23 protein-coding genes and 3 pseudogenes are annotated in these 23,481 nt (G+C 69.7%); 21 read left to right on the top strand and 5 right to left on the bottom strand.

Features of this window, described 5'->3' with window-relative positions; all coding sequences use genetic code 11:
* From x551_RS07845 to x551_RS07830, 4 genes are all read left to right on the top strand, one after another.
* Window positions 1–465, top strand: a 465-nt coding sequence (locus x551_RS07845) for a Tim44-like domain-containing protein (RefSeq protein WP_036248053.1), incomplete at its 5' end; no start/stop codon positions are given.
* Window positions 466–567: 102 nt separating this feature from the next.
* Window positions 568–2,592: an alpha/beta fold hydrolase gene (locus x551_RS07840; RefSeq protein ID WP_036229864.1), complete on the top strand. Its 2,025-nt coding sequence runs from the start codon at window positions 568–570 to the stop codon at window positions 2,590–2,592.
* A 152-nt stretch (window positions 2,593–2,744) separates the two neighbouring features.
* Window positions 2,745–3,563, top strand: coding sequence for a PhnD/SsuA/transferrin family substrate-binding protein (locus tag x551_RS07835; protein ID WP_036229866.1), 819 nt, complete (start codon window positions 2,745–2,747; stop codon window positions 3,561–3,563).
* 14 nt (window positions 3,564–3,577) lie between these two features.
* Window positions 3,578–4,240 (top strand): RluA family pseudouridine synthase, encoded by a 663-nt coding sequence (locus tag x551_RS07830; RefSeq protein WP_231497520.1) that lies wholly within the window; start codon window positions 3,578–3,580, stop codon window positions 4,238–4,240.
* Between the two features lie 26 nt (window positions 4,241–4,266).
* Here x551_RS07830 and x551_RS07825 read toward each other — a convergent pair whose 3' ends face one another.
* The 3 genes and pseudogenes from x551_RS07825 to selD form a co-directional block, all read right to left on the bottom strand.
* A complete protein-coding gene (locus x551_RS07825; protein WP_011829789.1) occupies window positions 4,267–4,572 on the bottom strand; it encodes a high-potential iron-sulfur protein in 306 nt (101 codons plus the stop codon).
* A gap of 164 nt (window positions 4,573–4,736) precedes the next feature.
* Complete coding sequence (locus x551_RS07820; RefSeq protein WP_011829790.1) at window positions 4,737–4,988, bottom strand: RNA-binding S4 domain-containing protein; 252 nt, start codon at window positions 4,986–4,988, stop codon at window positions 4,737–4,739.
* Window positions 4,985–6,024, bottom strand: a pseudogene (gene selD / locus x551_RS07815) (selenide, water dikinase SelD). Before selD ends, x551_RS07820 begins: the two are co-directional and overlap by 4 nt.
* A 39-nt stretch (window positions 6,025–6,063) precedes the next feature.
* On the opposite strand from selD, the gene mnmH reads away from it, so the two are divergent.
* On the top strand, window positions 6,064–7,107 hold the full coding sequence (gene mnmH / locus x551_RS07810; RefSeq protein ID WP_036229872.1) for a tRNA 2-selenouridine(34) synthase MnmH: 1,044 nt from the start codon (window positions 6,064–6,066) through the stop codon (window positions 7,105–7,107).
* A gap of 1 nt (window position 7,108) precedes the next feature.
* On the opposite strand, the gene x551_RS07805 is transcribed toward mnmH, so the two are convergent.
* Window positions 7,109–7,564, bottom strand: a complete 456-nt coding sequence (locus tag x551_RS07805; RefSeq protein ID WP_081771261.1) for a BLUF domain-containing protein — start codon at window positions 7,562–7,564, stop codon at window positions 7,109–7,111.
* 39 nt (window positions 7,565–7,603) lie between these two features.
* Between x551_RS07805 and x551_RS07800 the strand changes: the two genes are divergently transcribed.
* The 13 genes and pseudogenes from x551_RS07800 to x551_RS23360 all read left to right on the top strand — a co-directional run bounded on the left by x551_RS07800 (window position 7,604) and on the right by x551_RS23360 (window position 18,572).
* Window positions 7,604–8,371 carry a Crp/Fnr family transcriptional regulator gene (locus x551_RS07800; RefSeq protein WP_310732191.1) on the top strand — a complete coding sequence of 256 codons (768 nt, stop codon included), beginning with the start codon at window positions 7,604–7,606 and terminating at the stop codon, window positions 8,369–8,371.
* 265 nt (window positions 8,372–8,636) lie between these two features.
* Window positions 8,637–8,846: a cold-shock protein gene (locus tag x551_RS07795; protein ID WP_011829795.1), complete on the top strand. Its 210-nt coding sequence runs from the start codon at window positions 8,637–8,639 to the stop codon at window positions 8,844–8,846.
* A 102-nt stretch (window positions 8,847–8,948) separates the two neighbouring features.
* Entirely contained in the window at window positions 8,949–10,265 is a 1,317-nt protein-coding gene (locus tag x551_RS07790; protein ID WP_011829796.1) for an Hsp70 family protein, read from the top strand.
* A 29-nt stretch (window positions 10,266–10,294) separates the two neighbouring features.
* A pseudogene (locus tag x551_RS07785) lies at window positions 10,295–10,884 on the top strand (chromate transporter).
* The gene (locus x551_RS07780; protein ID WP_049820805.1) at window positions 10,848–11,414 is read left to right on the top strand and encodes a chromate transporter; all 567 of its coding nucleotides are present in this window, start codon (window positions 10,848–10,850) and stop codon (window positions 11,412–11,414) included. Before x551_RS07785 ends, x551_RS07780 begins: the two are co-directional and overlap by 37 nt.
* 67 nt (window positions 11,415–11,481) lie before the next feature.
* Entirely contained in the window at window positions 11,482–11,754 is a 273-nt protein-coding gene (locus tag x551_RS07775) for a GNAT family N-acetyltransferase (protein ID WP_011829799.1), read from the top strand.
* A 351-nt stretch (window positions 11,755–12,105) separates the two neighbouring features.
* Complete coding sequence (locus x551_RS23365) at window positions 12,106–12,648, top strand: hypothetical protein (protein ID WP_216701308.1); 543 nt, start codon at window positions 12,106–12,108, stop codon at window positions 12,646–12,648.
* Window positions 12,649–12,655: 7 nt separating this feature from the next.
* Window positions 12,656–13,048 carry a PPC domain-containing DNA-binding protein gene (locus x551_RS07765; RefSeq protein WP_036229878.1) on the top strand — a complete coding sequence of 131 codons (393 nt, stop codon included), beginning with the start codon at window positions 12,656–12,658 and terminating at the stop codon, window positions 13,046–13,048.
* Window positions 13,049–13,200: 152 nt separating this feature from the next.
* Window positions 13,201–14,861 (top strand): annotated as a pseudogene (locus tag x551_RS07760) (L-lactate permease).
* 65 nt (window positions 14,862–14,926) lie between these two features.
* Window positions 14,927–15,454 carry a hypothetical protein gene (locus tag x551_RS07755; RefSeq protein WP_011829803.1) on the top strand — a complete coding sequence of 176 codons (528 nt, stop codon included), beginning with the start codon at window positions 14,927–14,929 and terminating at the stop codon, window positions 15,452–15,454.
* 65 nt (window positions 15,455–15,519) lie between these two features.
* Complete coding sequence (locus x551_RS07750) at window positions 15,520–16,203, top strand: DUF1345 domain-containing protein (RefSeq protein ID WP_036229940.1); 684 nt, start codon at window positions 15,520–15,522, stop codon at window positions 16,201–16,203.
* 46 nt (window positions 16,204–16,249) lie between these two features.
* Window positions 16,250–16,603: an FKBP-type peptidyl-prolyl cis-trans isomerase gene (locus x551_RS07745; RefSeq protein ID WP_011829805.1), complete on the top strand. Its 354-nt coding sequence runs from the start codon at window positions 16,250–16,252 to the stop codon at window positions 16,601–16,603.
* 106 nt (window positions 16,604–16,709) lie between these two features.
* Window positions 16,710–18,572, top strand: a complete 1,863-nt coding sequence (locus x551_RS23360) for a diguanylate cyclase (RefSeq protein WP_051511891.1) — start codon at window positions 16,710–16,712, stop codon at window positions 18,570–18,572.
* Between the two features lie 40 nt (window positions 18,573–18,612).
* Here the strand turns inward: x551_RS23360 and x551_RS07735 are convergent, their stop codons facing one another.
* Window positions 18,613–19,899, bottom strand: coding sequence for an EAL domain-containing protein (locus x551_RS07735; protein ID WP_011829807.1), 1,287 nt, complete (start codon window positions 19,897–19,899; stop codon window positions 18,613–18,615).
* A 225-nt stretch (window positions 19,900–20,124) separates the two neighbouring features.
* Here x551_RS07735 and x551_RS07730 point away from each other — a divergent pair, with 225 nt between their 5' ends.
* From x551_RS07730 to x551_RS07720, 3 genes are all read left to right on the top strand, one after another.
* Complete coding sequence (locus x551_RS07730; RefSeq protein ID WP_036229885.1) at window positions 20,125–21,504, top strand: TAXI family TRAP transporter solute-binding subunit; 1,380 nt, start codon at window positions 20,125–20,127, stop codon at window positions 21,502–21,504.
* A 106-nt stretch (window positions 21,505–21,610) separates the two neighbouring features.
* The gene (locus tag x551_RS07725; protein WP_036229888.1) at window positions 21,611–22,975 is read left to right on the top strand and encodes an NAD(P)/FAD-dependent oxidoreductase; all 1,365 of its coding nucleotides are present in this window, start codon (window positions 21,611–21,613) and stop codon (window positions 22,973–22,975) included.
* A 61-nt stretch (window positions 22,976–23,036) separates the two neighbouring features.
* On the top strand, window positions 23,037–23,481 hold a 445-nt coding region (locus tag x551_RS07720; RefSeq protein WP_036248045.1), incomplete at its 3' end, for an aminopeptidase P family N-terminal domain-containing protein.

Below are 23,481 nucleotides of genomic sequence, written 5' to 3'. Positions count from 1 at the left end.
CCCGCGCCGGCCGAGCCACTGCAGCGCCGCGTGGAGCCCCCGCCCGTCGCGGCAGCGCCCCCGGTCGCCATGGTGTCCACGGGCGGAGCATTGCCGGCTGATTTCGACGCCGCCGGCTTCGAACGCCTCGCCAAGCAGATCTTCATCCGCCTCCAGGCAGCCAACGACACGGCCGATCTGAACGACCTGCGCGCTTTCACGACGCCCGAGCTGTTCGCCTCTTTGCGCCTGGACCTGCAGGAGCGCGGCGAGACCTCGCAGCAGACCGACGTGCTCAAGATCGACGCCGAGGTTCTGGACCTGGCCCGTGAGGACGGCCGGCAAGTGGTCAGCGTGCGCTTCCACGGCCTGGTGCGCGAACTGAGCGACGCCGCCGCCACCGATTTCGACGAGGTCTGGCACCTCGTGAAGCCGGACGACGACAGCCGTCCCTGGGCCATCGCCGGTATCGAGCAGCGGCACTGATCGCGTCGAGGTGCGTGGCTGCGGCTACGCTCCAGGGTGTCGACAAGGGGCTGCGGCCCCTTGTCCCGTTCTGGAACCCGAAGAATCCCCTGCACTGCTGCCATGCCCCGCACGATCCTCCTCGCCACCTCGCTGCTCGCCGGCCTGCTGATGCTGCAGGCCTGCGGCACGCCTGCGGCGCGCTCGCCGGCCGCCGGCACGCTGCTGCCGAACGAGAACCTCGTCGTGCAGGGCATCCCGGCCATCCCGGTGTCGCTGGTGCAGCAGGTCGAGCGTTACACGGATTTTCGCGGCCATGCCCTCGCCGACTGGCATCCGGCACGCGACGAGATGCTGGTCTCGCACCGCCCGGCCGGCGCCAACACCGCGCAGCTGTTCCGTGTGCCCGGCCCGTTGGCGGCCCCGGTCGCGCTGACCGACTTCGCCGACCCGGTGACCGAGGCGAGCTACGAGCCAGTGCTGGGCCGCTACCTCGTGTTCTCGCGCAGCCCCGGCGGCAACGAGGCCGAGCAGCTGTATCGGCTCGATGCCGGCAAGCGCCAACCCACGCTGCTGACCGATCCCGACCAGCGCCACGACGCCATCGGCTGGCTGCACCAGAGCGCGCAGTTGCTTTACACCGCGGTACCGCTGGACCGCACCGCCGAGGGCGGCAGCCGCGCAACGCCCACCACCACGCTGTGGCTGGTCGATCCCCTGCAGCCGTCGTCGCGCCGCCGCATCGCCGAGCTGCCCGGCACCGGCTGGTTCGGTGGCGAGATCTCGCGTGACGACAAGCAGTTGGCGATCACGCGCTACCGCTCGGCGACCGATTCGCAGGTCTGGCTGATCGACCTCGCCGACGGCACGCCGACGCAGTTGCTGCCGGCCGTCGGCGAACCCTTGCAGGCCACGCACTTCCCGGTCGGCTACTCGCCGGACGGCGCCTCGCTCTACGTGCTGAGCGACCGCGCCGGCGAGTTCCGCGAGCTGATGCGCTACGACTTCGCGAGCCGCGCGCTGACGCGGCTCACGGCGGCGATTCCCTGGGACGTCGGCGCGGCCCAACTCAGCGACGACGGCGCGCTGGCGGCGCTGAAGATGAACGTCGACGGTCGCGAGGAACTGCGCGTCGTCGACACCCGCACGCTGCGCGAACGAGCGCTCCCCGCGCTGCCGGCCGGCGGCGTGAATGCGGTGCGCTTCCAGCCGCGCACCCACCGGCTCGCGGTGGCGATCGACAGCGCCCAGGGGCCGGGCCGCCTGTTGGCGCTCGACGTCGACCTCGGCACGGTGCAGCCGTGGACACGGCCCCACGTGCCGCCGGGCCTGGACACCACCAGCTTCCCCGACCAGCGCATCGTGCGCTGGACCAGCTTCGACGGCCTGAGCATGTCGGCCGTGCTCAGTCCGCCGCCGGCGCGCTTCACCGGCAAGCGGCCGGTCGTGGTGCTGGTGCACGGCGGCCCCGAAGCGCAAGCGACGATGGGCTTCCTGGGCCGCTGGAGCTACCTTGTCAACGAGCTCGGCGTCGCCATCGTCGAGCCCAACGTGCGCGGTTCCTCGGGCTATGGCAAGACCTTCCTCGCGCTCGACAACGGCATGAAGCGCGAGGACGCCGTCAGGGACCTCGGCACGCTGCTCGACTGGATCGCCACGAAGCCGGACCTCGACGCGGGCCGCGTGCTGGTGGTCGGCGGCAGCTACGGCGGCTACATGAGCCTGGCCGCGAGCGTGCACTTCGCCGACCGCATCGCCGGTGCGATCGACATCGTCGGCATCTCCAGCTTCGTGAGCTTCCTGAACAACACCGAGAGCTATCGGCGCGACCTGCGCCGCGTGGAATACGGCGACGAGCGCGATCCGGCGATGCGCGACTTCCTCGAACGCATCTCGCCGCTGAACAACGCACAGAAGATCCGCAAGCCGCTGTTCGTGATCCAGGGTCGCAATGACCCGAGGGTGCCGTGGACCGAGGCCGAACAGATCGTCGAACGCGTCCGGCAGACCGGAACGCCGGTCTGGTACCTGCTCGCCGAGAACGAGGGGCACGGCTTTCGCCGCAAGGAGAACGCCGACTACCAGTTCTACGCGATGCTGCTCTTCATGCAGGAGACGCTGCTGAAGTCGGCCGGGCGCCAAGACTGACACGACTTCACCGGATTCAGCGACGCCGCGGGCCCCGGCGGGGTCGGAACGCGGCCGGCGTGCGCTCTAATCCGGGCCAGTGCGCGCACTGATCCGGTGGCAAGCTGGTCCACCGTCGGTCTCGCTGTTGCCGTCCGACCGGAGGAGAAAGAATGGGACCCACGAGAATGCGCCGCTTCCTGGCCGCCTGTCTGCTGCTGGCCGCGCCCTGGGCCCAGGCTGGCCTGGTGTTCGCGGTCAACGAAGGCGTGACCTACCGCGTGCCGAACGAGCAGATCGCCGCCAAGTACGCCGCTATCGCGGCCGACCTGGGCAAGCTGCTGAAGCAGCCGGTGACCATCGAGCCCGTGGGCGACTACCCGACGCTGCGCAAGCGCCTGGCCGAGAAGGCCTACGACCTGGCGATGGTGCACCCGGCCCACCTGTCGATCGTCGCCATCAAGCAGTCGGGCTACAAGCTGGTGGTCGTGACCAAGGGCTACGAACAGTACAGCGCCAACTTCCTCGTCAAGGCCGACTCGCCGCTGAAGTCGCTGGCCGACATCAAGGGCCTGCGCCTCGGCGCACCCGACGAAGACTCGATCACCTCGTGGATGGTGCGAGCCTCGCTGCGCGACGCGATCGGCGATCCCAAGGGCGTGGCCTTCACCTACACCCGCTACCAGGACGCGGTGCCCTTCTTCGTCGAGAACAATCTCACCCACGTCGGTGCGACCGCAGCGTCATCGGTCATCAAGGCCTGGCAAGCCAAGGGCGGCAAGGTGCTGTTCAAGTCCAAGCCGGTGCCGATCAAGCACGTGATCGCGAGCCCCTCGCTCAGTGCGGAGCAGGTCGGCATCGTGCGCGATTACCTGCTGTCGCTCGATGGCAGCGAGGACGGCCGCAAGAAGCTCGAACCGACCAAGTACCAGGGCTTCGCCACCTACGACGAAGCCGCGATGCTCGCCATCGGCAACTGGCTGGGTCTCTGACCCGAGCCACGGAGGTGACGCCAGCCGACGACCCGTTGGTGGGGCCCGCACCGCCGGCGCTCTACCGCGACGAGGCCCTGCTGGTCGTCGACAAGCCACCCGGCTTGCTGGCCGTGCCCGGACGCGGCCCGCTGAAGCAGGATTGCCTGGCGGCCCGGGTGCAGCGCGCCTGGCCGGACGCCCGCGTGGTGCATCGGCTCGACGAGGCCACCTCCGGGCTGATGGTGTTCGCGCTGGGCGTCGAGATGCAGCGACGCCTGAGCCGGGCGTTCGAGCAGCGTGAAGTCGAGAAGCGCTACGTCGCCGTGGTCGCAGGCCATGTCGAGCCGGCCGCGGGCCGCATCGACCTGCCGCTCGGCGCCGACTGGCCGAACCGGCCGCGCCAACAGGTCGATCACGCGCGCGGCAAACCCGCGCGCACGCACTGGCAGGTGCTGTCCTACGACACGAGCGGCGATTCGACCCGCCTCGAGCTCACGCCCGAAACCGGCCGCACGCACCAGTTGCGCGTGCACCTGATGGCCATCGGCCACGCCATCCTCGGCGACGCGCTGTACGCACCGCCGTCGATGATGGCCCGATCACCGCGCCTGCTGCTGCACGCCAGCGCCCTGGCCTTCGCGCACCCGATGCCCGGCCGGCCGGCGCTCGCCTTCGAGTCGCCGCCGCCGTTCTGACCGAGGCGCCGCCAGGAGCGGACCGCTCAGGCCTTCTTCGCGTAGGCGCTGCACCACCCTGCTGCGGCCACCTGCTTGCCGGCGAACAGCGGGCAGTTGCCGGCGGCGTCGCCCGCCTTGCCCTGGAACAACTGGCAGTTGCCGCATTTTTGCCCGGCGGCGTAGGTCTTGAACTTGGCCTTGTCGGCCTTCGTCGCGTCTTCCACATAGCCCAGCGCCACGGCCTGCGGATCCTTCTCGCTGACCTTGGTCTGCGCTTGCGCATGGCGTCCTGCCCAGGCGGCCAGGCCGGCTGCGGGTATCCACTGGATGAACTGGCGTCTGGCTGTCATCGTCGTCTCCTGCTGAGGGTCGGGTTGCACGGATCGCCGGATGCGCGGGCATCCGATCGACGCTGCATGCTAGGCAGCCAAGGCTGACATCTCGGCGACGCGAGTGCAAAGCCCTGCGCGCGCAGCCGAACCGAGAATCGATCGCGTTCCCGAGCCCGACACGATCAAGCGCTTCCCGCGCCTTCCGCGGCCAGCAGCCGCACGCGCGCGCCGCTCACGGCGACCACCTGACCGGCCCGCAGCTTGGCGCCGCGCCGCAGTTCCTCGCGGCCGTCGACCTGGACCTGGCCGGACTGGATCAGTTGCTTGGCGGCGCCGCCGCTGTCGGCCAGTCCCGTCGCCTTGAGCAGCGCGTCGAGCGTGATGAACTCGCCGCGCAGTGCGAAGTCGAGCTGCTGCAGCTTGCGCCCGCTCATGCGAACCGCACGCGCGCGGCGCCGGACTGCAGCCGACCGATGGATGCGGCCGCCGCGAAGCCGGCGCGCCAGAACGCGGCCAGCACCGCGTCAACGGCGCCCGGCGCACACGACACCAGCAACCCGCCGCTCGTCTGCGGATCGCTAAGCAGCGCACGCTGCCAGGGCTCGACCTGCGGGCCGAGATCGACGTGGTCGCCGTAGCCGGCCCAGTTGCGTGCCGAGCGCCGGTGACAATGCCTTCCTGCGCGAAGCCTCGCGCGATGTCGATCCACGGCACGCTCGCCAGGTCGACTTCGGCGGCCAGTCCGGAGCCACGGCACACCTCCAGCAGGTGGCCCGCGAGGCCGAAGCCGGTCACGTCGGTCATCGCGTGCACGCCGTCCAGCGCACCGAGTTCGCTGCCCACGCGATTGAGCTGCGTGGTGAGGCGCAGCATCTCGGCATAGCCGGCCGCGTCGAGGCGGCCCTTCTTCAACGCCGCCGACAGCACTCCCACGCCGAGCGGCTTGCCGAGCACCAGCACGTCGCCCGGCCGGGCGTCGGCATTGCGGCGCACGCGCTCGGGGTGCACCAGGCCCAGCGCGACCAGGCCGTAGATCGGCTCGAGCACGTCGATCGAGTGTCCGCCGGCGATCGGGATGCCGGCCTCGCGGCACACGCTCGCGCCGCCCTCCAGGATGCGGCCGATCACCGCGGGCGGCAGCTTGTTCAGCGGCATGCCGACCAGGGCCAGGGCCAGGATCGGCGTGCCGCCCATCGCATAGACGTCGGAGATCGCGTTGGTGGCCGCGATGCGGCCGAAGTCGTAGGGCTCGTCGACAATCGGCGTGAAGAAATCGGTGGTGGCCACCAGCGCCTGGTGCTCGTTGAGTCGGTAGACCGCCGCGTCGTCGGCTGTCTCGGTGCCGACCAGCAGGTCGGGTGGGATCAGCCCGGCCGGGGCACGCGACAGGATGTCGGCCAGCACCCCGGGCGCGATCTTGCAGCCGCAGCCGCCACCGTGGGAAAAGGATGTGAGTCGGATGGATTCCATGATGCAAGTGTCGATCAAACCGAATCGGGCGGCCCGACGGTGAGCCACTGCCCGACCACCGTCGACGACCTCGCCGGCTTCGACACCGTGATCGACGTGCGCTCGCCGGCCGAGTTCGCGCTCGACCACATCCCGGGCGCGATCAACTGCCCGGTTCTCGACGACGAGGAGCGCCGCGTCGTCGGCACGCTGTACGTGCAGGTGTCGGCCTTCGAGGCACGCAAGCTCGGCGGCGCGATGGTCGCACGCAACATCGCACGGCATCTGGACACGGCTTTCCACGACCGGCCGAAGGGCTGGCGACCGCTGCTCTACTGCTGGCGCGGCGGCATGCGCAGCGGCAGCTTCGTGACCTGGATGCGCTTGGTGGGCTGGGATGCCCAGCAACTGCAGGGCGGCTACAAGGCCTGGCGCGCGCATGTCATCGCGCGCATCGCGGCGCTGGCGCCGAGCTTGCCGCTGCGCGTGCTGTGCGGGCCGACCGGCAGCGCCAAGACACGTGTGCTGCAGGCGCTGGGTGCGCTGGGCGAGCAGGTGCTCGACCTCGAGGCGCTGGCCGCACACCGCGGCTCGGTGCTCGGCGCACTGCCCGGCATGGAGCAGCCGTCGCAGAAGGCCTTCGAGACGCAGCTCGCGGCGGCAATGAAGGGCTTCGACCTGACGCGCACGATCTGGGTCGAGGCCGAGAGCCGCAGAATCGGCCGCATCAGCCTGCCCGACGCCCTGCTGGAACGCCTGCGCGTCAGCCCGGTGGTGCAGATCGATGCTACGCCCGACGCCCGCCTGGCCTACCTGCTGCGCGACTACGCCTGGCTCGGCGACGACCCGCAACGCCTTGCCGACAAGCTCGGCCTGCTCAAGGGCATGCTCGCCAACGAGACGCTGGCGCAGTGGCAGGACTGGGCGATGGAGCGCAATCTGCCGCCGCTGTTCGCGGCACTGATGACACAGCACTACGACCCGCTCTACGCCCGCTCGCAAGGCCGCCACTTCGAGAAGCTGAGCGGAGGGCGGCGCGTCGGGACGGACGATCTCTCCGAGGCCGGCATTGAAGCGCTCGCGCGGCGCATCGCCGCCGGCTGACTCAGGGCTCCAGATCGACCAGCGGCAGTTGCTCGAGAAAGGACGCGATCGCGCCCTCTCCACTCAGCGCGTCGAAACGCGTCAGATCCCGGCCATCGTCGAGCATCAGGTAGCCCAGGCGCCAACGCGCGAACCGCCGTTCACCCTGCAGCGTAGCGTGGTGCAGCACCTTCAGTTGCTCATGACGCGGGTCGACCATCAGGCGCTCGATCAGCGCATCGATCGTGCCCACCTCGCCCTCCACGTACTGGCAGACCTGGGCCCCGTCGAACACCAGCACACCGGTGATCGACTGTTCGGCATTCAGCTGCCGCGCCTCGGCCACCACCACGGCGATCGTTTCGAAGGCTTGTCGCCGCGGACCTGACTGAGATACAAGAACTGCGACAGTGTCGTCATGGAGGAGAGATTCCGGTTCAGGTGGAAGTGAGGCGCGCAGCACGATAGAACACACCATCAGCCTTCACAATGTCAATTGACACTCGCCGGAGTTCCCTTGCCGCCCTTGCCCATCACGCCGATCGCCACCCGCCCGCCGCCGGCCGCCTGCGCCCAGTGCCCGCTGCGGGCTCTGCCGGCGTTCTCTCCGGTCAGCGCGAAGGAATTGGCTTATATCCAGAGCTTCCGCCATGGCAGCGCGGCTTTCGCCGCCGGACAGGACGTGCTGGCCGAGCATGCGACGAGCGAGTGGCTCTACACGGTGTTCTCGGGCTGGGCCTTCCGCTTCAAGACCCTCAGCGACGGGCGCCGCCAGATCCTCAATTTCCTGCTGCCCGGTGACTTCATCGGCTTGCAGGAGCAGTTCGCCGACGGGGCTCCACACGGCGCCGAGGCCCTGACCGAACTGCAGTTGTGCCGCTTCCCGAAAGCCGAGTTGTGGTCTCTGTACCGCGAGTTCCCGAGCCTCGGCTACGACCTGACCTGGCTGGCTGCGCGCGAGGAGAACCTGACCGACGAGACGCTGCTGTCGGTGGGCCAGCGCAGCGCGGCCGAGCGGATCGCGATGCTGTTGATCCATCTGTACCGGCGCGCCGAGCGGGTGGGCCTCGTCGAGGGGGCCGCCGTGGCCTTTCCGGTCACGCAGCAGCACATCGCCGATGCGCTGGGCCTGTCGCTGGTTCACACCAACAAGACACTGCGCCGCCTGCACAGGCTCGGCCTGCACGAGATCGCCGACGGCCGGCTGCGACTGCTGAACCGCCACGCCCTGCAGCGCCTGGCCGACTATGCAGAACGGCCGATGCGAACGATCCCTCTGATCTGACCGCGGGCCATGCCGGTCGTCGGCGCAGGGTTCACGGGTGTGGCATCGGTGAAACGGATCGAGGCTCCTTCGCCCACATGGGAAACGATCAGCTACACTCACCTTCGTAGATATACACAAGATCGCGGTTCTTAGGTGTTTGCTCAATCCGGTCGATGGTTCTCGTCGACTGTCTGGTTTGTCTCCCCCAGGTAACGTTTCTTGAGTGTCTCTGCATGAGCACGGCATGTTGCCGTGCCGTACTTTTTGATCGACAGGAACGTATATGAGCGTGCAAACCGGCACCGTGAAGTGGTTCAACGAAGCCAAGGGCTTTGGATTCATCGCCCAGGACGGCGGTGGCGCCGACGTCTTCGCGCACTTCCGCGACATCCAGGGCAACGGCTTCAAGACGCTGCAGGAAAACCAGCGCGTCGAGTTCGAAGTGAAGCAAGGCCAGAAGGGCCCGCAAGCTGCGAACATCCGCCCGCTGTAATCAGCGAGTTCGGTGCTCCACTCAAGACGCGGCTTCGGCCGCGTTTTTTGTTGTCCGCCCGCGTCTGCATCCTAGAATCGCGCCCCCTCGCCAGACGCCACCATGCCCGGACCGACCCTTTCCTACTGCGCGATCGATTTCGGCACCTCGAACTCAGCCATCGCCATTCCCGCCGACCACGGCAGCAGCCGCCTGGTCGAACTGGAGGCCGGCGAGTCCACCATGCCGACGGCGGTGTTCTATTTCGCCGAGCACGAGCCGCTCGCACCCGGTGCCGAGCCACCGCGCGCCTTCGGCCGGGCCGCGATCGCGGCCTACGTGGACGGCTACGAAGGCCGCCTGATGCGCTCGATGAAGAGCATCCTCGGCTCCAGCCTGGTCGAGCAGACTACCGATGTCGGAGGCGGTCATGCGGTGAAGTTCCTCGACGTCATCACCGGTTACCTGCGCCACCTGCGACATGCCGCCGAAACCGCCCTCGGCGCGCCGATCACGCAGGCTGTTCTGGGGCGGCCGGTGTTCTTCGTAGACGGCGACGCGACGCGCGATGCGCAGGCGCAGGCTTCGCTTGAAGCCGCAGCGCGCGCGGTAGGTTTGCGCGACGTGGTGTTCCAGTACGAGCCGATCGCGGCCGCCTTCGACTTCGAGCAGCAGGCGACGCGCGAGCAATGCGTGCTGGTGGCCGACATCGGCGGCGGCACCTCGGACTTCTCGGTCGTGCGCGTCGGCCCCGACCGCCGCGACCGGACCGATCGCAAGGACGACATCCTCGCCAGCCACGGGGTGCACATCGCCGGCACCGACTTCGACCGGCGCATCGAGCTCACCGGCATCCTGCGCGAGCTCGGCTACGGCGCCTCGGGCCCCGCACGAGGCGACCAACCGCCGCGCGAGGTGCCGAGCGCGGTGTACTTCGACCTCGCGACCTGGCACCTGATCAACACCGTCTACCAGCCGGGACGCGTGGCCGAACTCAAGAACATGGCGGCCTTCTACGCCGACCCGCGCCACCACCGGCGCCTGCTGCGCACGGTGAGCGAACGGCTCGGGCACGAGCTGCTGGCGCGTGCCGAGGCGGCGAAGATCGCGGTCGCCGACGGTGCCGACACGCAGATCGACCTGGACCTGGTCGAACGTGCGCTGAGGGTCCCGCTCAGCGCGCCGCAGGCGGCCGAGGCGATCGACGGCGATGTGGAGCGCATCGTCGAGGCCGCGCGGCAGACCGTGGTGCAGGCCGGGTTGACGGCGGCATCGGTGGACGCGCTCTACTTCACCGGCGGGTCCACCGGCCTGCGGCTGCTGACCAAGCGCCTGGCCGCGAGCTTCCCGGCCGCACGCGCAGTGCGCGGCGACCGGCTCGCCAGCGTCGCCACCGGGCTGGGCCTGCACGCGCAACGCCGGTTCGCCGTGGCCCGCTGAGGTTCCACGCCACCACTAACATCGCCCGCATGCATTCCGACGACCCGTCCCCCCTGGCCCGGCCCGCCTCCTGCACCGAACTCTTCACCGCCTTCACCGGCCTCGCGCTCCAGGGCTTCGGTGGTGTGCTGGCGGTGGCTCAGCGCGTGCTGTGCGACGACAAGCGCTGGCTGAGCAAGGGTGAGTTCCTCGAGGCCCTCGCGCTCGCGCAGGTGCTGCCCGGGCCGAACGTCTGCAACCTCTCGCTGATGGTGGGGGACCGCTACTTCGGCACGCGTGGCGCTTTCGCCGCGCTGGCCGGGATGATGGCGGTGCCGCTGCTGATCGTGCTGGCGGCCACGATGCTCTATGCGCAATTCGCCACCCATCCCCTGGTGGCCGGTGCCCTGCGCGGCATGGGGGCCATCGCGGCAGGCATGATCATCGGGACAGCCTGAAGCTGGCCGCACCGCTGCGCAGCAGCCCGCTCGGCCTGCCAACGCTGGCGGCGTTGGCCACCGCCTGCTTCGTGGCCGTGGCGCTGCTGCGCTGGCCGCTGGTCTGGGTGCTGCCGGCGCTGGGCCTGCTGGCCTGCGCGCTGGCATGGCGGCGGCTGCGGACCTCGGAGACGCCGTCGTGACGCTGCCCGAAGGCTCGGCGCTGTTGGCGCTGTTCGGCCACTTCCTGCTGCTGTCGCTGCTGTCGATCGGCGGCGCCATCACGGTGGCGCCGGACATGCACCGCTGGATGGTCGTCGAACAGCAGTTGCTGAGCGATCCGCAATTCACGTCGTCGATCGCGATAGCCCAGGCGGCGCCGGGCCCGAACGTGCTGTTCGTGGCGCTGCTCGGCTACCAGGCGGCCGGGTTGCTGGGCGCGGCGGCCACCCTGCTGGGCATCATGCTGCCCTCGGTCACGCTGGCGCTGCTGGTCAACCGCTGGGGGCACACGCGGCAGGATTGGCGCTCGGTGCGCGCCTTCAAGGTCGGCATGGCGCCGATCACGCTGGCGCTGATCGCCGCCACCGGCTGGCTGCTGGCCGCACCGCCGAGCGAGTGGCGTTCCCTGCTGGCGACCGCCGTCGCCGCGCTGCTGGTCTGGCGCACGCGGCTGCACCTGCTGTGGATGATCGCGGCCGGCGCGCTGCTCGGCCTGCTGGGCTGGATCTGACCGCCCGGCCCGCACGGACGACGCGCCGCGTGCACACTGTCCGCACTCCCCGCCCTGCCGTTGCCTCATGATCACTGTCCTTCACAACCCGGCCGCCACGCGCTTCGAAGCGAGCGTCGACGGCCTGCTCTCGGTCGCCGACTACGCCCTGCGCGGCCACGTGATGACCCTGCACCACACCTTCGTGCCGACCGCGCTGCGCGGCCGCGGCGTGGCCGCCGCGCTGGTGCAGGAAGCCCTGGCGCATGCACGAGCGCAGGGGCTCAAGGTGGAGCCGTCGTGCTCCTACGTCGCGAGCTACATGCGGCGCCATCCGGAGACGCAGGACCTGCATGCCTGAGCGCTTCGCTCGTGCTGCACCGCACCACGAAAAGCGGGCCCGGCATTCGGCAACTCGACGCGACTTCTGACCGGAATGAGGGGGTCGCATCCCCCAATCACGGCATATGCCTGTCATCTTCCCTGCCGACAATCAGAACCGTTCGATGGCGATGGAGGGCAACGCCCCGTCGACTCTCCGCGGCCACCGGACAAAGGGTCGAGCTTCCGGGCCCCGGGCCCCTGCGGGGGACCCACCAACAGGAGCACCAACAACGAAGCCCCTGCCCCGCGGCAGGGGCTTTTCCTTTGGGGGCGACGCGCCGGAGCGGGCGTTAGCATGGCCACGAAGCCCTTCGACCGGAGCCGCACGATGTGCCCGCGTGACGCCCTGCTTGCTGCCGCGATCGCCGCCCACGCCGGCGCTTACGCGCAACCCTGCCCCAGCGACACGGCGCCACGCGACGCCGAGGTGCTGCTGACGGCCCAGGTGGCCGACGGCCGCGCTCGCGACCTCAAGCGCAGCGACCTCGAGTCGCTGCCGCCGCGCCAGGTCAGCCTTCGCCGCGCGGTCGAGCGCGAAGGCGCTCGCGACGAGCAGATCCTGAGCTACGGCGGCTGGCTGCTGCGCGACGTGCTCACGCTTGCCGGCTTCGACGAGGCCGGCCGTCGCGACACGCGCACCTGGGTGGTCGAGGCCACGGCCACCGACGGCTACCGCGCGGTGTTTTCCTGGGGCGAGCTCTACAACAGCGCGCTCGGCGAGCAGGTCTACGTGATCGGCTCGCAGGACGGTCGCGCGCTCGACGTCACCGCCGGTCCGCTGGCGCTGCGCTCGCTCGCCGATCAGCGACCCGGGCCGCGCCACGTGCGCAACCTGTGCGCGCTCGCGGTGCGGCCGTTGCCCGCACGCTGACCCGCCCATGCGCACCGCGTTGCGGCTCGAGCCCGGCGACGACCTGCGGCGCCGTCTCGAGGCGCTGACAGTCGAGCGCGGCTGGCCGGCCGCCTTCGTGATCGCCGGCATCGGCAGCCTGCGCATCACCGCGCTGCGGTTGGCCGAAGCGACCGAGCCGCTGCAACTGGAGGCACCGGTCGAGATCCTGAGCCTGTGCGGCTCGCTGTCGCCCGCGGGCGCCCACCTGCACATGAGCATCGCCGACGCCCAGGGCCGCGTGCTCGGCGGCCATGTAGCGCCCGGCTGCGAGGTGCGCACGACGGTCGAGCTGCTGGTCGAGGTGCTCGAAGACCTGCGCTTCGAACGCATGGCGGACGCCCGCACCGGCTATCCAGAGCTGCGCATCACGCCGCGCTGAAACCGTCCTGCATTGCGCTGTCGCCTTGGCGACAGCGCACCATTCAGCCTGCCTTCAGCTCGGCGACCTCCAGACCTGCGATCTTCTCGCCGCAGCCCGTGACAACGCCACGGGCCTTCCGCGTCCGGTGCGGTGACTGATTGGAGTTCGCGATGGTTTGGCAGCAGGTCTACAACCCTTTCGACAGCATGCTCGTCTCGACGCTGCTGGCCGCCGTGCCGGTGGCAGTGATGCTGATCGGCCTCGGCTTTCTGCACCTCAAGGCCCACATCGCCGCGGCGGCCGGCCTGGCCAGCGCGCTGGCGATCGCGATCCTCGCCTTCGGCATGCCGGCCGGCATGGCCGGTCGTGCGGCGCTGCTCGGGGGGCTGACCGGCCTGCTGCCGATCGGATGGATCGTGCTGAACATCATCTTCCTGCACCAGCTGACCGAGCAGAACGGCAGCTTCAAGGTGCTGCAGGACTCGATCGCCGGCATCACCGAGGACCGCCGCCTGCAGTTGCTGCTGATCGCGTTCGCGTTCGGCGCCTTCTTCGAGGGCGCCGCGGGCTTCGGCACGCCGGTCGCGGTGACCGCCGCGATCCTGATCGGCCTGGGCTTCTCTCCGCTCGCGGCCTCCGGCCTGTCACTGATTGCGAACACCGCGCCGGTGGCCTACGGCGCGCTCGGCACGCCGGTCATCACGCTGGCCAAGGTGCACGGTTACGACGTGCTGGCGGTGTCGGCGATGATCGGCCGACAGCTGCCGTTCTTCTCGCTGCTGGTGCCGTTCTGGCTGATCTGGCCTTCGCCGGCTGGCGCGGCATGAAGCAGATCTGGCCGGCGGTGCTCGTCACCGGCGTGAGCTTCGCGGTGCCGCAGTTCCTGGTGTCCAACTACATGGGCCCGGAGCTGGTCGACGTGATCGCCGCGATCTGCTCGATGACCGCGCTGGTGTTGTTCCTGCGCGTCTGGCAGCCGTCCGAGATCTGGACCTCGGTGTCGCTGAAGGGTCACGAAAAGGACGGCGGCGAAGCGCGCGCCGCCACCGCACCGACCCGCCATGCGCGAGCGGACGTCGTGAAGGCGTGGACGCCCTGGGTCATCCTGACGGCCTTCGTGTTCGTCTGGGGTCTGCCAGCCACCAAAACCTGGCTGAACGGCATCTTCGCTCCCAAGTTCCCGATCGAGGGCCTGCACAAGCTGATCGAGAAGATGCCGCCGGTGGTGCCCAAGCCGACCGCCGAATCGGCGGAGTACGTGTTGGGCCTGCTGTCGGCGACCGGCTCGGGCATCCTGCTGGCCGCTGTCGTGGGCGGCCTCGTGATGGGCTATGGCATCCCGGCCCTGGTCCAGGCCTACGGCCGGACGATCTGGCTGGTGAAGTACTCGTTGCTCACCATCGTGCTGATGCTCGCGCTCGGCACGCTCACCCGCTACTCCGGTCTCGACACCACGCTGGGTCTGGCCTTCGCGTCGACCGGCGTGTTCTATCCGTTCTTCGGCACGCTGATGGGCTGGCTGGGTGTGGCGCTGACCGGTTCGGACACTGCCTCGAACGTGCTGTTCGGCGGCATGCAGAAGGTCGCGGCCGAGCAGCTGGGCCTGAGCCCGAACCTGATGGGTGCGGCCAACAGCTCCGGCGGCGTGATGGGCAAGATGATCGACGCGCAGTCCATCGTCGTCGCCTCGACCGCGACACGCTGGTTCGATCACGAAGGCGACATCCTGCGCTACGTGTTCTTCCATTCCATCGCGCTCGCGAGCCTGGTCGGGATCCTGGTGACGCTGCAGGCCTACGTGTACCCGTTCACGCTGATGGTCGTGAAGTGACGTGCCGCCGCAGACGCGGCCGGAGCAGACCGTGACCCGGCTCGCGACTTGCATGCGGCGCACGCGTGCTGACCCCACCCCGTCCGTTCGAGCCTGCGGCGCCGACGATCCTCGACATCGAAGCGTCGGGCTTCGGCCGCGGCAGCTACCCGATCGAAGTCGGCTTCGTGCTGCCCGACGGCCGCGCCTGGTGCTCGCTGATCCGGCCCGAGCCGGACTGGCTGCACTGGGATCCGCAGGCCCAGGCCCTGCATCACATCCCGCGCGAGCTCGCGCAGCGACACGGCCGCAGCGCAGCCGAGGTCGCCGGCTTGTTGAACCAGCGCCTGAACGGCCGCGTCGCCTACTGCGACGGCTGGGCACACGACTACCCCTGGCTGGCACGCCTGTACGACGCCGCCGAGCTGACGCCGAGCTTCCGACTGGAACACCTGCTGAGCCTGCTCGACGAAGACCAGGCCCGACGCTTCGATGCCCTGAAGCGCCAGGTCATCGCCGAGTCCGGACAGCAGCGCCACCGCGCCAGCACCGACGCCCGCATGCTGCAGCTGGCACTGCGCCGACTTCGGCCCGCATCGCTGCGCCGGCGTTGAGCTGAAGGCCGCCGCGCCCCAGAGCCGACTCGTCGGGCAGCCCCGCAGGCCCTAGCATGCCGGTCATGGAGATTCCCGAACCTGCCTGGCGCGCACGGCTCCGCACCTGGTCCGCCAGCAGCCGTCTGCTGGTCTCGGCCACGCTGGGCGGCGGGGTCGCAACCGCGTGCCGGATCGCGGACTTGCCGTGGGTGGAGTCCCTGCTGGTCGGCTGGTGCGGCTTCGCCCTCCTCTCCCTGTTGTTGTCGGGGCTGACGCTGGGCCTGCACGGCGACATCCCACGGCCCGACGAGGTGGCTCGCAACGACCAGAGCAGCACCGCGATGCTGGTGGTCGTGCTGCTCGGCTGTGCGGCCAGCATCACCGCGATCGGTGCGCTGCTGCTGACCAGCCGGGATCTACCGGCCGGCGAACGCTGGCCGCACGGCCTGCTGGCGGTGGTGGCGATCGCGCTGTCGTGGCTGCTGATCCACGTGCGCTTCGCCTTTCACTACGCCCACCGCGATCTCGAGGCACGCCCCGCGTCGAAGGGCCGGGCCGCGCTCGACTTCCCGGGCACGCCCGAGCCCGACTACCTGGACTACCTGTACTTCTCGTTCGTGATCGGCATGACCTCGCAGGTCTCCGACGTGACGGTGCACACGCGGGCGATGCGTCGCCTGGTGCTGTGGCACAGCCTGCTGTCCTTCGGCTTCAACCTCCTCATCCTGGCGCTGGCCGTCAACACACTGGCCGCACTGTTCCAGTAGCGGCCCTTGCGGCTATGCTGCGACCCTGTTTTCAAAGGAAGCGATCATGAACACCACTCCCTCGGGCCTGAAGTACGAAGACCCACTGATCGGCAACGGCCCGACCGCCACCGTCGGCAAGAACGTCCGTGTGCACTACACCGGCTGGCTCTACAACGACGGCAGCGCCGGGCGGAAGTTCGATTCCAGCAAGGATCGCGGCGATCCGTTCGAGTTCCCGCTCGGCGGCGGCATGGTGATCCGCGGCTGGGACGAAGGCGTGGCCGGCATGCAGGTCGGCGGTACGCGGCGCCTGGTGATTCCTCCGGCGCTCGGCTACGGCGCACGCGGCGCCGGCGGTGTGATTCCGCCGAACGCGACGTTGCTGTTCGAGGTCGAGTTGCTCGCCGTCATCGGCTGAGCCGTCGCCCCGGGGCAGTGCCCCCGGGGGACTCAAGTCCGGCAATGCGCTACCGAAATCACCGTGCCGCGGACCGTCCCCAGCGGATGTGTCCCGAGGGATTTCAATGACCGAAAACTCCTCCGCCCGCTCACCCCTCACGTCGTCGGTCACGCTCCACAGCGCGCTGCTGGCGGCGGCCGTGCTGCTGCTCGCCGTGCTCGGCGTCGTGACACAGCTGAGTCTCGACACCGCCCGCCGCAACGAGGTGCAGCGCGCACTGCACGATACCGAACGCAACACGCAGAAGCTGGCCGTGCGCGTCGGCGAAGTGCTCGACCGTGTCGACCAGACCACGCTGCTGGTCAAGTCGCTGCACGAGACCGGCAACCCGATGAGCCTGTCCGGGCTGCGCGCCGCCGGACTCGTGACGCTGGACACGACCCGCGCCCTGCTCATTACCGATCGCCGTGGCGTCGTGCAGGAAAGCACCTCGCCCGACGTTGTGCTGAACCTCGCCGACGAAGACGATTTCAAGCGTCACCTCCACGATCCCGCCGTCGGTCTGAGCATCGGCGCGCCTCAGCCCGATCATCTGAATGGCGGTTGGATGCTGCCGGTGATGCGCCGCCTCACCCACGACGGCCAGTTCGACGGCGTCGTCGTCGCGATGCTCGATCCCGGCTCTCTGACCAAGGGCTTCGATCAAGGCGAGGCGCCGGGCACCGTGATCACGGTGATCGGCCTCGACAACATCAACCGCTCACGGCGTCTGGACGGCAGCGTCAGTTTCGGCGAGAAGGTCGATGCCCAGAAGGTGCTGCAGCGCTCACACAAGATCCGCGAGACGCTCCAGCCCTTCTACAGCCAGGTCGACGGCACGGCCCGCTTCTTCACGGCGCTGCCGATCGATCGCTATCCGATGGTCGCCGTCGTGGCCGTCACGGCCGACGCCGTGACAGCCGGCTATCAGCAGACGCGGCTTCGTCTCCTCGGCTGGTCCGCGGCCGTCGCACTGCTGATCGTGTTCGGAACGCTGGTGCTGTGGCGGCAGGCCCGCGGGCTCGACAGCAGTCGGCGCGAGGCCCGTCGGGCCAAGGCGCTCTACGTCGCCACACTCGACGGCAGCCTGGATGCACTGTGGCTGATGCGTGCCGAGCGGGATGCGTCGGGGCAGACACACGATTTCGTGATCACCGACGCCAACCGCCGTGCGGGCGCCATGCTCGGGCTGGACCCCGCTGCGATGATCGGGCGTCGCGCGACCGAGTTGGTGCCGTCGATCCGCGAAGATGGCCTGCTGAACCTGCTGCTCACGGTGCTGCAACGGCAGAAGCCGATGGATGTCGAGGCCCAGGCCGTCGCGACCTCGATGCGCGGACGCTGGATGCACTTCCAGGTCGTCCCGGTCGAGGAGGGCGTGGCGCTGATCACGCGCGACATCGACGACCGCAAGCGCGCCGAAGCGCAGCTCGCCGACATTGCACGCCGGGATGCCTTGACGCAGTTGCCGAACCGCCGTCATTTCGAGGAACAGCTCGAACTGGCCGCTGCCCGCGCTCAACGCAGTGGTCGGCCGATGGCCCTCGTCTACCTCGATCTCGACGGCTTCAAGCGCGTCAACGACACGCTCGGTCACGAAGCGGGGGATCGGTTGCTGATCTCGGTCGCGCTGCGCCTGACAGCCTGCGTGCGCGTGACCGATCTGGTCAGCCGGCTCGGGGGTGACGAGTTCACCGTGATCCTGGAAGAGTCGGGAACGGCCGAGGATCGTCTTCAGCTGTGCGAGCGCATCCTCGCCCAGCTGTCCGAACCGCACGTGTTGGCCGGCCAGGCAACCGTGTCGACGCCGAGCCTGGGCATGGCCGTCTACCTGCCGGGTGAATCGCTCGACAGCCTGCGCAAGCGTGCCGACGGCGCGATGTACGACGCCAAGCGGGCCGGCAAGGCCTGCCTGCGGATCGCGGCCTCTGCCAGCACGGCGGGTTGAGCAAACCCAGGCAGTCGTCGCGCGGGGCCCTTCGCCCGATCTAGGACCAGGTCAGGTCGCCGCAGATCACCTGCAGTTCCCCGCCCTGACTGGCAGGTGCCCGGAAGGCGGTGGAAACCGTCACGCACAGGTGCGAGCCGTGCAAGGTGCGGTATGGCCGGGTGACCTGCACCTTGCCGACCGCCGCGACGGCGCGGCGGAAATAGGGCCGACGCGCCCAGCGCGCACCGCGCGTGTCGCGAAACGGCTCGAACGCCGTGCCGTTGCCCGCCGCGGGGCTGCGGCCCCACTGGTTCACGCCCACCTGCCGCCCGTCCTGGCCGAGCAGATAGCAGAGTTCGGTGCCCGGCAAGGCCAGGAAAGACTGCGTCGCCTCCTCGAGCGGGCGCCCACCGGCCAGCAGCGCCGACGCGTAGCCGATGGCGTTGAAATACGGCGCGATGCGCTCGCGATAGCCTGCGTCCTCTTCGCGCCAGCGCTCGCCGAAGCCGCTCCAGATCGCGTTCAGGGCCTCGCTGGCGTGGTTCGGCCCGACCAGCGCCGCCTGCGGCCGCGCGAAGAAATAGCCCTGCACCAGGTCGGCGTCGGCTTCCAGCGCGACGAAGGCCTCGGCCTCCGTTTCCACGCCTTCCATCAGCACCAGCGCGCCGCATTCGTGCAGCAGCGAGGTCATCTGGATCACGACACGGCGCGCACGCAGGTCGAGCGCCGCGCGCTCGACCAGGCTGCGGTCGAGCTTGACGATCTCGGGGCGCAGGCGCCACACGCGATCGAAGTTGGAATGCCCGGCGCCGAAGTCGTCGAGCGCGATCAGGCCTCCTTGGGACCGGATGGTCGCGACAGCGGCATCGAAGTTCGCGTCGTCGCGCACCGCGTCCTCGAGCACCTCGACGACGATCTGCTTGGGTTGCAACCGCAGGTCGGCGGGCATCGCCTCGCTGCAGGCGTCGAAGGTCGTCTGCGGTGACTGCAGGAAGACCTGCGGGTGCAGGTTCAGGAACAGCCACTGGGACTGCGGCGCCGCCTTGGCGTAGTTCGCCATGTGCATGGTGCGCACCAGCTGGTCGCGCCACAGCAGTTCGTTGGAGTCGTGTCCGTCGAAGAACCGCGGCGGCGGCAGTCCGGCGCCGGTCGCGTCGCTGGCGCGCAGCAAGGCCTCGTGACCGACCACGCGGCCATGCGACAGGCTGAAGATCGGCTGGAAATGACTGGCGAGCCGGAGACCGGCATGGTGGCCTGTGACCGATTGGCCGGCCGGGCCGCCAAGACCACTCAGGCAGGCCAGCGCTGCTTCGAAACTCGGGGTCAGGGGTGGGACAGCGGACATCGGTCGTTGCACAAGCAGAGAACGCGCCCGGCAAGGCGCCACTCCCGGGTATCGGTCACGAAACGCGAGACTGAAGCACTATTTCGCCGCCCGCGCCTCTCCGTCCGACCCCGGATCGCGCCCTCCGCCCCGAGCGTTCCCCCGTGGATCGGATGCGTCCAGCATGTGACCCCGCACACGCTGGACGAGAATGCGACCTCCGCTCGCCCCGCCCCGACTGCTCCAATGCCCCGCCTGCCTTCCCTGCGTCACACCTTGCTGAGCAGCCGCGACCTGCTGATGACCGCCGGCCCGTTCGTGCTGCTGACGGTGGCGCTCCTGGCGCTGGCCTACTGGGCACTCGACCCGAGCCCGCCGAAGAAGCTGGTGCTGGCCACCGGGCCGGAACAGGGGGCGTACGCCGAGTTCGGCAAACGCTACCAGGCGGCGCTGGCCAAGCACCGCATCCAGGTCGAACTGCGCACGACCCAGGGCGCGGCGGAGAACCTGAAGTTGCTCGAAGACCCGGACTCGGGCGTCGACTTCGGCTTCGTACAGGGCGGTGCCGGTCGCCTGCGAGGCGGCGACGAAGCGCCGCCACCGGATCTGGTGTCGCTGGGCAGCCTGTTCTACGAGCCGATCTGGCTGTTCTATCGCGAGGACAGCGCCAGGCGGCTGATCGGCAGCGATCGGCTCGACTCGGTGGCGAAGCTCAAGGGCTGGCGCGTCAACATCGGGGCCCAGGGCAGCGGCATCACCAACCTGATGCGACGGCTGCTCGACACCAACGGCCTCGGGCCCGAGGACATCGTCGCCCAGCGGCTGACGCAGACCCCAGCCGTCGTGAGCCTGCTCGATGGCAACACCGACGCGCTGGCGCTGGTGTCCGCGCCCGAGGCGCCGATGGTGCAGTTGCTGCTGCTGACGCCCGGCATCCGCCTCATGAGCTTCGATCAGGCCGAAGCGTACGCGCGCCGCCTGCCGATGCTCACGCCGGTGAGCCTGCCGCGCGGCGTGGTGAAGCTGGCCGAGGACGTGCCGCCCGAGGACATCGAGCTGCTGGCCCCGACGGCCGCGCTGGTGGCGCGCGCATCGGCCCATCCGGCCCTGCAGCAGCTGTTCGTGCAGGCCGCCAACGCGATCCACAGCGAAGCGGGCTGGTTCCAGCGCCGCGGCGAGTTTCCGAACCGGCGCGCCGTGGAACTGCCGATGTCGAAGGAGGCCGACCGCTTCTTCGAGACCGGTCCACCCTGGCTGCAGCGCTACCTGCCGTTCTGGGTCGCGAACCTGATCGACCGGATGTGGGTGGTGTTGGCCTCGATCATCGTGGTGCTGATCCCGCTGTCGCGCGTGGTGCCGCCGCTGTACGAACTGCGCATCCGCTCGCGGGTGTTCCGCTGGTACGGCCGGCTGCGCCAGATCGAGGAAAGCCTGGCCGACGCCCCGGACGGGCCGGCCGATGCCCAGCCGCTGATGGACGAGCTCGACGCTCTCGATGCCCGCGTCAAGCAGTTGCAGGTCCCGCTGTCGCATGCCGACGAGCTGTATGCGTTGCGCAGCCACATCGACCTGGTGCGCAAGAAGCTGCGCGCACTGGGCGCCCAGACCCCGGCAGCCACCCCATGACGGTGGGCTGCCTTCCGCGTGGCCGACGCCGGCCCGACACGTCCGCCCCATCCGCCGACGCTCCCCACGACGACATTCCCCGCCAGGCGCTCGGAGGCGCCTCGTCATGAACGCTCCCTCCCCTTGCCGTGCCGACGGCGCGCCGCGCCCTCGCGTGGTCATCATCGGCTGTGGTTTCGGTGGCATCGAAGCCGTCCGCTCACTGTCCAGGGCCGACGTCGAGATCACGCTGGTCGACCGCACCAACCACCACCTGTTCCAGCCGCTGCTCTACCAGGTGGCGACCGCCAATCTCTCGGCGCCCGCGATCTCGGGCCCGATCCGCCACATCCTGCGCCGCGAGATGCAGCGCGGCAACCTGACCATCCTGCTCGGCGAGGTGACCGGCATCGACACGGCCGCGCGCAGCGTCACGCTCGACGGCCGCGAACCCATCGCCTACGACCACCTCATCGTCGCCGCCGGCGCGACCCACAGCTACTTCGGCCACGACGACTGGGCCGCCCATGCGCCGGGCCTGAAGACCCTGGCCGACGCCTTCACGATCCGGCGCCGCGTACTGATGGCGTTCGAGCATGCCGAGCGAGAAGCCGACCCCGCGAAGCGTGAAGCCTGGCTCACGTTCGCGGTGGTCGGCGCCGGGCCGACCGGCGTGGAGCTGGCCGGACAGCTGGCCGAGATCGCGCACCACACGCTGCACGACGAATTCCGCCGCATCGACTCGCGCCGCTCGCGCGTGGTGCTGGTCGAGGGTGGTCCGCGCGTGCTCGGCGCCTTCAGCGAGCAGCTGTCGCAGCGCGCGCTCGAGCAACTGCAGTCGCTCGGCGTGGAGGTCCGTACCGGCGCCAGCGTTACCGCGATCGACGCCGAGGGACTGAGCTACGCCGGTACCGACGGCCCGCAGCGCATCGCGGCGCAGACCGTGGTCTGGGCTGCCGGCGTGGCCGCCTCGAAGCTGGGCCGGTCCCTCGCCGAGCTCACCGGCTGCACGCTGGACCGCGCCGGCCGCGTGGTGGTCGAGCCCGATCTGAGCCTGGCCGGCCACCCCGAGATCCACGTCGTGGGCGATCTGGCAGCGGCGCAAAGCCACCCGAAGCACGGCGCGCCGACGCCGGTCCCCGGTGTCAGCCCGGCGGCCAAGCAGATGGGACGCACCGCCGCGACCAACCTGCTGCGCCGCCTGCGCGGCGAACCGACGGCGGCGTTCCGCTACAACGACTACGGTGCGCTGGCCACCATCGGCCGCCGCGCCGCGATCGCGATGGTCGACCTGCCGGTGTTCGGGCGTGTGCACTTCAGCGGCATGCCCGCCTGGCTGTTCTGGCTGTTCGTGCACATCTATTTCCTGATCGGCTTCCGCAACCGCCTGGTGGTCCTGAGCGACTGGGCCTGGGCCTACTTCAGCTTCGAACGCCAGGCTCGCGTGGTGGCCGAGGCGGAGGCCGATGCCCACCGGCCGGCGGCCGGCTAGGCGAGGTTCTAAGATCGAGGCCACCGGGGCGGCGCAGTCGTCGGCCTCGATCAGGACCCGCATGGACACACGCACTACCCCGATCCGACTGCGCCTGGAGCGCCTGCGCGCCGCGATGGCCGCGCGGCAGACCGATGCCGTGCTGCTGCCGTCGAGCGATCCGCACCTGTCGGAGTACCTGCCCGGGCACTGGCAGGGCCGCGCGTGGTTCTCGGGCTTCACCGGCTCGATGGCCACGCTGGTGGTGCTGGCCGATCGCGCCGCGCTGTTCGCCGACAGCCGTTACTGGGTGCAGGCCGAGGCGCAGCTCGCCGGCACCGGCATCGAGCTGGTGAAGATCGCGACCGGCACCGCGGCCACGCACATCGAATGGATCGCCGCAGCGCTGCGCCCCGGCCAGACGCTCGCGGCCGACGGCGCAGTGCTCGGCCTCGCCGCGGCCAAGACGCTGCGCGAAGCGATGGACGCCGCCGGCATCGTGCTGCGCACCGACGCCGATCCGCTCG

The sequence above is a fragment of the Methylibium sp. T29 genome (assembly GCF_000576205.1).
In the GTDB taxonomy this organism is placed as follows: Bacteria; Pseudomonadota; Gammaproteobacteria; order Burkholderiales; family Burkholderiaceae_C; genus Methylibium; species Methylibium petroleiphilum.
The sequence above is the reverse complement of the archived record's forward strand: the minus strand, read 5'-3'. Positions and strand labels throughout refer to the sequence as shown.